General features: G+C 66.9%; 7 protein-coding genes. All 7 read right to left on the reverse strand.

Annotation, left to right across the window (positions count from 1 at the left end; genetic code table 11):
* Positions 1-6: 6 nt before the first annotated feature.
* Positions 7-1,635 (reverse strand): alpha-D-glucose phosphate-specific phosphoglucomutase, encoded by a 1,629-nt coding sequence (locus VQ042_RS08830; RefSeq protein ID WP_331818276.1) that lies wholly within the window; start codon positions 1,633-1,635, stop codon positions 7-9.
* Complete coding sequence (gene glgA, locus VQ042_RS08835) at positions 1,632-3,083, reverse strand: glycogen synthase GlgA (protein ID WP_331818278.1); 1,452 nt, start codon at positions 3,081-3,083, stop codon at positions 1,632-1,634. The genes VQ042_RS08830 and glgA overlap by 4 nt, the downstream gene beginning before the upstream one ends.
* A complete protein-coding gene (gene glgC, locus VQ042_RS08840) occupies positions 3,083-4,354 on the reverse strand; it encodes a glucose-1-phosphate adenylyltransferase (RefSeq protein ID WP_331818280.1) in 1,272 nt (423 codons plus the stop codon). The genes glgA and glgC overlap by 1 nt, the downstream gene beginning before the upstream one ends.
* Before the next feature lie 158 nt (positions 4,355-4,512).
* Entirely contained in the window at positions 4,513-7,011 is a 2,499-nt protein-coding gene (locus tag VQ042_RS08845; protein WP_331818282.1) for a glycogen/starch/alpha-glucan phosphorylase, read from the reverse strand.
* Complete coding sequence (gene pgi / locus VQ042_RS08850) at positions 7,008-8,660, reverse strand: glucose-6-phosphate isomerase (protein ID WP_331818284.1); 1,653 nt, start codon at positions 8,658-8,660, stop codon at positions 7,008-7,010. Before pgi ends, VQ042_RS08845 begins: the two co-directional genes overlap by 4 nt.
* A gap of 219 nt (positions 8,661-8,879) precedes the next feature.
* Complete coding sequence (locus tag VQ042_RS08855) at positions 8,880-10,241, reverse strand: NAD-dependent succinate-semialdehyde dehydrogenase (protein WP_331818286.1); 1,362 nt, start codon at positions 10,239-10,241, stop codon at positions 8,880-8,882.
* Positions 10,242-10,376: 135 nt separating this feature from the next.
* Positions 10,377-10,601, reverse strand: a complete 225-nt coding sequence (locus tag VQ042_RS08860) for a hypothetical protein (RefSeq protein WP_331818288.1) — start codon at positions 10,599-10,601, stop codon at positions 10,377-10,379.
* Positions 10,602-10,710 lie beyond the last annotated feature (109 nt).

The following is a 10,710-nucleotide window of genomic DNA, read 5'->3' on the forward strand; positions in this document are numbered from 1 at the left end:
CTGCGCTCAGGTGATGACGTCAGGCGCCGAGCGTCCGGTCCGCTTGCCGATCTCGCCGATGACGGACGCCGTGTCGATCAATTCGGCCAGGGCCTGTTCGGGCGGCGTGTCGTGGCGCGCACGGTCCGACTCGAAGCGCTCGATATAGACACGCAGGGTGGCGCCCTTGGTGCCGGTGCCGGACAGGCGATAGACGATGCGCGAGCCGCCCGAGAAGACGATCCGCACGCCCTGGCCGGTGGAAACCGAGCCGTCGACCGGATCCTTGTAGGAGAAATCGTCGGCCTCGGAGACGACGAGGGTGCCGAAGCGCTGGCCGGCCATGGAGGCGAGGCGGTCGTGCAGGGAGTCCATCAGGCCCTGGGCAGCCTTGGAGTCGACTTCTTCATAGTCGTGGCGCTGGTAGAAATTGCGGCCGAACTCGGCCCAATGGCTGTCGAGGATCGCCTGCACGCTCTCGCGGCGGACCGCCAGGATGTTGAGCCACAGGAGCACCGCCCACAGACCGTCCTTCTCGCGCACATGGTCGGAGCCCGTGCCGGCGCTTTCCTCGCCGCAGATCGTCACCTTGCCGGCGTCGAGGAGATTGCCGAAGAACTTCCAGCCGGTCGGCGTCTCGTACATGCCGATGCCGCGCTTGGCAGCGACCCGGTCGGCGGCCTGGCTGGTCGGCATGGACCGGGCAATGCCGGCGATGCCGTCCTTGTAGGCCGGGGCGAGATGGGCGTTGGCGGCCAGCACCGCCAGCGAATCCGACGGCGAGACGACGATGCCCTTGCCGACGATCAGGTTGCGGTCGCCGTCGCCATCGGAGGCCGCGCCGAAATCGGGGCCGTTGGGCGCCATCAGCTGGTTGATCAGCGTCGCCGCATGGACGGCGTTGGGGTCGGGATGACCGCCGCCGAAATCCTCCAGCGGCTCGCCGTTGATCACCGTGCCGAGGAGGGCGCCCAGCCGGTTCTCCAGGATGTCCGTGGCATAGGGGCCGGTCACGGCGTGCATGGCGTCGAAGCGCAGGGTGAAGCCGGAGGCGATCAGGTCGCGGATCTGGTCGAAGTCGAACAGGGTCTCCATCAGCGCGGCATAGTCGGCGACCGGATCGATGACCTCGACCACCATGTCGCCGAGGCGGGTCTCGCCGAGCTCGGAAAGGCTCGGCGCGTCGCCGGACCAGATCCGATATTGCGCCATCGCTCGGGTCCGCTCGTAGATGGCGGCGGTGATCTTCTCCGGTGCCGGGCCGCCATTGGCGACATTGTACTTGATGCCGAAATCGCCCTTCGGGCCGCCGGGATTGTGGCTGGCTGACAGGATGATGCCGCCGGCCGCCTTGCGGATGCGGATCAGATGGGAGGCGGCGGGAGTCGACAGGATGCCGCCGCGGCCGACCACGACGCGGCCATAGCCGTTGCCGGCGGCCATGCGGATCGCGGTCTGGATCACCTCGCGATTGTAGAAGCGGCCGTCGCCGCCGATGACCAGCGTCTCGCCGTCATGGCTGTCGGCGGCGTCGAAGATCGCCTGGATGAAGTTCTCGGCATAATGGGTCTGGCGAAAGTGCGGAACACTCTTGCGAAGGCCGGACGTGCCGGGCTTCTGGTCGTTGAAGGGCTTGGTCGCGATCGTTTCGATCATGGCCGCTGGTCTCCGATAAGATCGCGGAAGAGTTGGGCGTAGTGCCCGGCGCTGGCGCGCCAGGAAACGTCGGCATTCATCGCGCTGAGCTGCAATTGCCGCCAGCCTGCCGGGTCGGCAAAGAGCCGCAGCATCCGGTCGACGGCGTCCATGAGCCCCTCCTGCGAGGGGGGCGAGAAGATGATGCCGGTGGCGACACCGGCGGTGACGGCGGCATAGTTGGCATCGATCACCGTGTCGGCGAGGCCCCCGACCTTGGCCACCACCGGGATGCAGCCATAGCGCAGGCCATAGAGCTGCGTCAGGCCGCAGGGCTCGAAGCGCGAGGGCACCAGGATCGCATCGGCGCCGGCCTGGACGCGGTGGGACAGGGCCTCGTCATAGCCGATGCGCACGCCGATGCGGTCGGCATGGCGCACATGGGCGGCCTGGAAGCGGCCCTCGATCATCGGTTCGCCGGAGCCGACGACGACCATCCGCACGCCACGCTCGACCAGGCTGTCGCAGGCGTCGGCAACGAGGTCGAGGCCCTTCTGCCAGGTCAGGCGGCTCACCACGGCGACGATGGGGCCGTCCTCGTGGGGCAGGCCGAACTCGGTCTCCAGGGCGCGCTTGTTGCGGCTGCGCGATTTCGGCGAACGCGGACTGTAATGATGCGGGATATCCGGGTCGGTCTTCGGATTCCAGACCGCGGTGTCGATGCCGTTGACGATGCCGACCAGGCCTTCGCCGCGCCCGCGCAGCAGGCCGTCGAGCCCCATGCCGCCGGTCGGCGTCAGGATCTCCTCGGCATAGGTGGGGCTGACGGTGGTCACCATGTCGGCGGCGTGCAGGCCGCCCTTCAGATAACCGACATCGCCGTAATATTCGACGCCCTCGATCGACCAGGCGGCCGGCGGCAGGCCGAGGCCGGGAAAGATCTGATAGGGGAAATTGCCCTGGAAGGCGAGGTTGTGGATGGTCAGCACGGTCTTCGGCCGGGCCCTGCCGGAGACCGCGAGATAGACCGGCGTCAGCGCCGCCTGCCAGTCATGGGCATGGACGATGGCCGGCGCAAAGCCGCTGATCGCGCCCTGGCCGATCTCGGCGCCGACCTTCGACAGGGCGGCGAAGCGGGCCCAGTTGTCGCCATGGTCGTGGCCGGCGCTGGTCACGTAGGGGCCGCCGGTGCGGTCGTAGAGATGCGGCGCGTCGAGAACGAGGAGGTCGAGCCCGCCGACATTCGCGGCCAGAACCCGGGCCGGACCGCCGAAGAGATCGGCGAAGCGGCAGGCGACCGGCGCGTCCCCGACCTGCCGCATCACGTCGGGATAGCCGGGCATCAGCGTGCGCACGGCGAAGTCGTGGGCGGCGAGCGAGGACGGCAGTGCCCCCGCGACGTCCGCCAGTCCGCCGGTCTTGATCAGCGGGAAGACTTCAGAGGCAACGGACAGGACGCTCGTCGTCATCAGTAGGTGAGCCTGTCGATCATCGGCTTGGTCACGAGGCAGACGCCGCTCGCCGTGCGGCGGAACCGCTTGGCGTCGAGTTCCGGATCCTCGCCGATCACCAGCCCGTCGGGAATCTCCACGCCGCGGTCGAGCACCGCCCGGGTGATGCGGGCATGGCGGCCGATATGGCACTGGGGCAGCACCACCGCATGGTCGAGCTTGGAATAGGAGCGCTGGCGCACGCCGGTGAACAGCAGCGACCGGTGCAGCTGGCCGCCGGAGATGATGCAGTCGCCGGAGACCAGCGAGGAGACGGCCATGCCGCGGCGGCCTTCCTCGTCATGCACGAACTTGGCCGGCGGGACGACATCGGCATAGGTCCAGATCGGCCAGTCCCGGTCGTAGATGTCGAGCGGCGGGATGATGTCGGTGAGGTCGATATTGGCCTGCCAGTAGGCGTCCACCGTGCCCACGTCGCGCCAGTAGGCCTCGTCGTCGGGCTCGTTCTCCGAGCGCACCACCGACAGGTTGAAGCGGTGGGCGACGGCCCGGCCGTGCTTGACGATATGCGGGATGATGTTCTTGCCGAAGTCGCGGCTCGAGCCGGGATCGGCCGCGTCGCGGCGCAACTGGTCCATCAGGAAGTTGGTCTCGAAGACGTAGATGCCCATGGAGGCCAGCGCCGTTTCGGGACGGCCCGGAATGGAGGGCGGATCGGCCGGCTTCTCGACGAAATCGGTGATCGTGTAGTTCTCGTCGACATGCATGACGCCGAAGGCGACGGCCTCCATGCGCGGCACTTCCAGGCAGCCCACCGTCACATCCGCACCCGAATCCACATGCTGCTGGAGCATGATCTCGTAGTCCATCTTGTAGACGTGGTCGCCGGCCAGGATGACGATGTAGCGCGGCGCGTAGGATTCGATGATGTCGATGTTCTGGTACACCGCATCTGCGGTGCCGGCATACCACTGATCCTCGGAGACGCGCTGGCTCGCGGGCAGGATGTCGAAGCTCTCGTTGCGCCCGGGGCGCAGGAAGTTCCAGCCGTTCTGCAGGTGCCGGATCAGGCTGTGGGCCTTGTACTGGGTGGCGACGCCGATCCTGCGGATGCCGGAATTGATGGCATTGGACAGGGCGAAGTCGATGATCCGCGTCTTGCCCCCGAAGAACACCGCCGGCTTGGCGCGACTGTCGGTCATTTCCATCAGGCGGCTGCCGCGTCCGCCGGCCAGCACATAGGCCATGGTCTCACGGGCCAACGGGCCCACACGTCTGTTCTCGGCCATGAATCCCTCCCTGGATCATCCGCGGGTCAGACGGATTTGCGGGCATCCGCGTCGCTGCCGACGGACGCCCGACCATTCCTCCCCCCGCACGGGAGGAACATAGCGCAGACGCGGCCCGACGCCATGCCGGATCGGGCCCGTCGCGGGTCTCCGCCGTGTCAGGCGGTCGGGCCGGCCTGCCAGATGTCGCGCGCATATTCGCGGATCGAGCGATCGGAGGAGAACCAGCCCATGCGCGCCGTGTTGCGCACCGCCTTGGCCTGCCATTCGTCCTGGTCCTGCCAGAGCGCGTCGAGACGGCGCTGGGTGTCCCAATAGGCCTGGAAGTCGGCGCAGGTCATCCACCAGTCGTTGTTGTAGAGGTTGGAGACCAGATCGTGGTAGCGCGCCGGGCTCTCGGGCGAGAACACGCCGGACGAGATCGCATCCAGCGCCTCGCGCAGGAGCGGCAGTTCGGCGATGATCGAGCGGCCGCTATGGGCTTCGCGGCGGCGCTGGGCCACCTCCTCGGCGGTCAGGCCGAAGATGAAGATGTTGTCCTCGCCGACATGCTCAAGCATCTCGACATTGGCGCCGTCCAGCGTGCCGATGGTCAGCGCGCCGTTCATGGCGAACTTCATGTTGCCGGTGCCCGAGGCTTCCAGGCCGGCCGTCGAGATCTGCTCCGACAGATCGGCCGCCGGCATGATGATCTCGGCCAGGCTGACATTGTAGTTCGGGATGAACACGACCTTCAGGAGGTCGCGAACCGCCGGATCGCTGTTGATCGTGCGGGCGACGTCGTTGGCGAGGTGGATGATCTCCTTCGCCTGGACATAGCTCGGCGCAGCCTTGCCGGCGAAGATCTTCACGCGGGGTGCCCAGTCGCGCTCGGGATGCGAGCGGATCTGGTCGTAGAGCGCGATCGCCTCGATGATGTTGAGGAACTGGCGCTTGTATTCGTGGATGCGCTTGACCTGGATGTCGAAGATCGCCCCCGGATCGACATGGGTCGCCATGCGCTCGCCGATCAGGTTGGCCAGCTGCTCCTTGTTGCGGCGCTTGACCGCCGCGAAGCGCTCGCGGAAGCCGGCATCATCGGCCAGCGGGTCGAGCTCGGAAATCTTCTCGATGTCGTCGAGGAAGCCCGGCCCGATCGCGTCGGTGATCAGCTGGGTGAGGCCGGGATTGGCCTGCATCAGCCAGCGGCGCGGCGTCACGCCGTTGGTCTTGTTCTCGATGCGGTCGGGATAGAGCAGGTGCAGATGGTGGAACACCGTCTCCTTCATGAGCTCGGTGTGCAGTGCCGACACCCCGTTGACGGCGTGGCTGCCGACAAAGGCGAGCTGGCCCATGCGCACGCGGCGGCCATTGCCCTCGTCGATCAGCGAGATCGCGGCGACCTTGGCGTCGTCGAAGCCCTTTTCCTGCGCGGCCTCGCGAATGACGCCGGCATTGATGGCGTAGATGATCTGCATCTGGCGGGGCAGCAGGCGCTCGAACAGGTGGATCGGCCAGTGCTCCAGCGCCTCGGGAAGCAGCGTGTGGTTGGTGTAGGAGAAGGTATTGCGGGTGATCTCCCAGGCCTCGTCCCAATCGTGACCGTGCACGTCGACCAGAAGCCGCATCAGTTCGGCCACCGAGACCGCCGGATGGGTGTCGTTGAGCTGGATCGAGAACTTGTCGGCGAGGTTGGACAGGCTCTCATTGGCATGGAGATGACGCCGGATGATGTCCTGCAGCGAGGCGGACGAGAAGAAATATTCCTGTCGCAGGCGCAGTTCCTGGCCGGCCTGATGGGAATCGGCCGGGTAGAGAATGCGGGTGATCGCCTCGGCCTTGTTGGATTCCACCAGGGCGCCGATGTGGTCGCCGGAATTGAAGGCGTCGAGCAGGATCGGGTCGAGTGGCTGGGCGCTCCACAGGCGCAGCGTGTTCACGCGGCGGCCGCGCCAGCCGACGATCGGGGTGTCGAAGGCGACGGCGAGGACGCGCTCGGCCGGACGCCAGACCTGCCGGGCGGGTCGGCCGGGCTCCTGGATGGTCGCCACCTTGCCACCGAAGCCGATCTCGTAGGCCAGTTCGCGGCGCTCGAATTCCCACGGATTGCCATGGGCGAGCCAGGTCTCGGGCAGCTCGACCTGGGCGCCGTCGGCGATCTCCTGGCGGAAGAAGCCGTGAACATAGCGGATACCGTAGCCGAAGCCGGGAATGTCGGTGGATGCCATCGACTCCATGAAGCAGGCGGCGAGGCGTCCGAGGCCGCCATTGCCAAGGGCCGCGTCGGGCTCCAGCAGTTCGACGAGGTCGAGATCGACGCCATAGCGGGCCAGCGCCTCGCGGATCGGCTCCGTCAGGCAGAGATTGTTGATCGCATCGCGCAGCAGGCGGCCGATCAGGAATTCCATGGACAGATAGCAGACGCGCTTCTCCCCGCTGGTCTTGGCACGCTGGGAGGATTCCATCCACTGGTCGATGATCCGGTCGCGGATCACCAGCGTCGTCGCCTCCAGCCAGTCGTAGCGGCGGGCCTCCGCGGGCGTCTTGCCGACGGCGTAGGTCAGCTTCTCGACGATCTGCCGGGCCAGCGTCTCGGGATCGTTCTGGCGCGGGGCGGGTTTCGGGGCGCCGGTCCCGTCCAGCGCGGCGTCGACGTCGTTCAGCGTGTCGGCCATCATGACCCTCTCAATTTTTGGATTGCAGCAACAAGTCCGGCCGTGGAGCTGTCGCGCCCCTCCGCCGTAGACTCGCCGGTGATGACGGGAACCAGCCGGTTGGCCAGTTCCTTACCGAGTTCGACGCCCCACTGGTCGAAGGCGTTGATGCCGTAAAGCTGGGCTTCAACGAAGACCCGGTGCTCGAAGAGCGCGATCAGGCGGCCCAGCGTGGCCGGGTCGAGCTGACGATACAGGATGGTGATCGACGGCCGGTCGCCGGGAAAGACACGGTGCGGCGCGATCCGGTCGGCCTCTTCCGGTGAGTTGCCGACTTCCAGGAGTTGCTGGCAGGCTTCGTCCAGGGTGCGGCCGCGCATCAACGCCTCGCTCTGGGCGAGGCAGTTGGCGAGCAACAGATCCTGGTGCACCCGCATCTCGGACGGCTCATGGGCGTTGGCGCCGACGAGAAACTCGACCGGGACGATGTCGGTCCCCTGGTGCAGCAGCTGGAAGAAGGCGTGCTGGCCATTGGTGCCGGGCTCGCCCCACACGACGGGGCCGCTCACCGCGACCGGCCGGCCGTCGAGCCCGACGCGCTTGCCGTTCGATTCCATGTCGAGCTGCTGGAGATAGGCGGGAAAGCGCGCCAGCCGCTGGTCGTAGGGAATGACCGCGCGGGTGGGATAAGCGCACAGGGCCCTGTGCCAGTATCCGACCAGCGCGAGCAGCACGGGCAGGTTCTGGTTGAGGGACGCCGAGCGGAAATGCTCGTCCATCTCCCGGGCGCCGGCAAGGAATTCGCGAAAACGCGGGGCGCCGATGGCGATCATCAGCGGCAGGCCGATGGCCGACCAGATCGAATAGCGTCCGCCGACCCAGTCCCAGAAGCCGAAGATCCGCTCCGACGCGATGCCGAATTCCGCGACCTTGTCGGTTGCGGTGGAGACGGCGGCGAAATGCTCGCCCACCGCGTCCTCGCCGAGAGCGTCGATGACCCAGCGACGCGCGGCCGCGGCGTTGGTCATGGTCTCGATGGTCGTGAACGTCTTCGAGGCGATGATGAAGAGCGTCGCGGCCGGGTCGAGCTTCGCCAGGGTGTCGGCGATGTGGGCGCCGTCGACGTTGGAGACGAAATGGGTGCGCGGGCCGTCGTGATAGGGCGCCAGCGCCAGCGTCGCCATGGCCGGGCCGAGGTCGGAGCCGCCGATGCCGATGTTGACGACGTCGGTGATCGTCGTGTCGCCGGACCCGGTGATCGTGCCGTTGCGCACGCCCTCGGCAAAGGCGTTCATGGCACTCAGCACGTCGGCGACGGCGCCGCTGACCGGGCTGCCGCCGGCGCGGTAGCCGTCCATCGGCTCGGCGCGCAGCGCCATGTGCAGCACCGCCCGGTCTTCCGTGAGATTGATCGCCTCACCGGCGAACATCGCGTCGCGCCGCGCATCGACGCCGCGTGACTGCGCAAGTGCGATCAGCGCGTCGCGTGCCGCGTCGTCGATCGCCGTCTTGGAATAGTCGAGGACGAGGTCGCCGAGCGCCGCCGAAAACTCTGCGTACCGGCTCGGATCCTCGGCGAACAGCGTACGAATGCCGCGATCGGCAGCCTGCCGTGCCATGCCGGCCAATTCCGCGGGTGCCGGAGAGGCGCCGAGATCGGACGTCTGGCCCATGGATTACCCTGCCGTGATGTTCGTGGATGTCGTCCTGAGCAAGTGCTCACCTGCCGCCTTCTATGCGCGTTCCGGGTGGGAGGCAAACGCCGCGTCGGCAATGTCCATCGGAAGATATGCCGCCTTGTAGGGCATATTCCGTCGGTGCTGCAATTCGCGCCGCCGGTCTCATCGAGTCACGGCCGCCGAGCAGTCTGCCCGGCGGCCCGCAGGCTCCGATCAGTCGATGGTGACTGTCTTGACGTTCATGAACTCCAGCATGCCCTCGTGGGCCAGTTCCCGGCCGTAGCCCGAACGCTTCACGCCGCCAAAGGGCAGACGCTGGTCGGAGGCGGTCATGCGGTTGATGTGGGTGCCGCCCTGGTCGAGCTCGCGAATGAAGCGTTCCTGCTCGGCAGGCTCCGTCGTCCAGGCCGAGCCACCGAGACCGAATTCGGAATCGTTGGCCAGCGCGATCGCTTCGTCGATGGACTTGACCTTGAACATGATGGCACACGGCCCGAACAGTTCGTCGCGATAGGCGGGGGCCGATTCCGGCACGTCCGCCAGGATCGAAGGCTGGAAGAAATAGCCCGGACCCTCGGGCGCCTTGCCCCCGGTGACGAGCTTGGCGCCCGCCCGGGTGGAGTCGTCGATCTGGCCCTTCAGATCCTCGACGCCGGCCTTCATGGCGAGGGGGCCCATGCCGGTGTCCTCGGCCATGGGGTCGCCCAGCCGAATCTTCTCCACGGCCTCGGTGTAGCGGCCGAGATAGTCGTCATAGACGTCTTCGTGGACGATGAAGCGCTTGGCGGCAATGCAGCTCTGGCCGTTGTTCTGCATGCGCGCGGTGACGCCCACGTCCACTGCCTTGGCGATGTCGGCGGACGGCATGACGATGAACGGATCGGAGCCGCCGAGTTCGAGCACTGTCTTCTTGATCTGGGACCCTGCGGTGGCAGCGACGGCAGAGCCGGCGCCTTCGCTGCCGGTGAGGGTCGCGGCGCGGACGCGGTCATCCTTGAGGATGCCTTCTACCTTGGATGAGGAAATCAGAAGGGTCTGGAACACGCCCTGCGGCGCCTCGGCGTCGAGGAAGATGCGCTCGATCTCGAGCGCGCACTGGCTGACATTGGACGCGTGTTTCAGGATGCCGACATTGCCGGCCATGATGGCAGGGGCGGCGAAGCGCATGCATTGCCAGTACGGGAAGTTCCACGGCATCACCGCCAGGACCGGACCGATCGGCAGATAGGTCACGAAGTTGCGACCGGCCGGGCCGTCGCGCACGTCGTCGGCGACGAATTTCTCGGCGTTCTCGGCATAAAAGCGCAGCGCGTTGGCGCATTTGGCGACTTCTGCCTCAGCTTCCTTGAGGCGCTTGCCCATCTCCATCGTCGCGATACGGGCCAGGTCCGCCTTGCGGGTCTCCATCTGGTCCGCTGCCCGCATCAGGACGTCGGCCCGTTGCGCGAAGGAGGTCTTGCGCCAGTCGCGGAAGGCCAGATCGGCATTGGCGAGCGTGCGCTCGATGTCCGCGTCCGTGTGCTCGGCGAATTCCTCGATGGTTTCGCCCGTTGCCGGATTGATGCTCTTCGGCATGAAGTCTCCTGATGGTCCCGCGTGATATCGCGGCCCTGCCGCGCCTTCCGGCCGGGCCGCTGTGCTAATTAGCACGAAGCTGGCGCACGGACAGAGGCGCGGCGTGACCCTCGGGAATGGTCCCTCGGAACCGCGTCAGGTGCGCCCGGCCGCCAGGTTCTCGATCGCGGTGTCGAGGGACTCGCTGGTGGCCTTCACTTCCGGCGCGTTCGGGTCGTTGCTGAGAATGTGCTGCAGCGACGCGCGCCATTCGGTCAGGACGGTTTCCTTCTCGCCGTCGGACAGACGGTCGTCCTTCAGTACGTCCTGGGGCTTCTCGTAGCTGCCATGATGGGGGTGATCGAATTTCGACGACATCATCTGTCGGTCTCCTGCCTGTCATTGGAAAACTGGCGGGTGGACCGGGCATGCCGGCGCCGTCACCGCCTTGCACCCCCAACGGGCCGGCGGCGGGAAAGGTTCATCCGGG

This window comes from Aurantimonas sp. A2-1-M11 (genome assembly GCF_036549475.1).
In the GTDB taxonomy this organism is placed as follows: Bacteria; Pseudomonadota; Alphaproteobacteria; order Rhizobiales; family Rhizobiaceae; genus Aurantimonas.

Bases quoted from the DNA above. Each gene is read 5' to 3' on its own strand.
- glgC (WP_331818280.1), bottom strand. From the start codon at position 4,354: ATGGCCGAGAACAGACGTGTGGGCCCGTTGGCCCGTGAGACCATGGCC.
- glgA (WP_331818278.1), bottom strand. From the start codon at position 3,083: ATGACGACGAGCGTCCTGTCCGTTGCCTCTGAAGTCTTCCCGCTGATC.
- VQ042_RS08845 (WP_331818282.1), bottom strand. From the start codon at position 7,011: ATGATGGCCGACACGCTGAACGACGTCGACGCCGCGCTGGACGGGACC.
- VQ042_RS08855 (WP_331818286.1), bottom strand. From the start codon at position 10,241: ATGCCGAAGAGCATCAATCCGGCAACGGGCGAAACCATCGAGGAATTC.
- VQ042_RS08830 (WP_331818276.1), bottom strand. From the start codon at position 1,635: ATGATCGAAACGATCGCGACCAAGCCCTTCAACGACCAGAAGCCCGGC.
- VQ042_RS08860 (WP_331818288.1), bottom strand. From the start codon at position 10,601: ATGATGTCGTCGAAATTCGATCACCCCCATCATGGCAGCTACGAGAAG.
- pgi (WP_331818284.1), bottom strand. From the start codon at position 8,660: ATGGGCCAGACGTCCGATCTCGGCGCCTCTCCGGCACCCGCGGAATTG.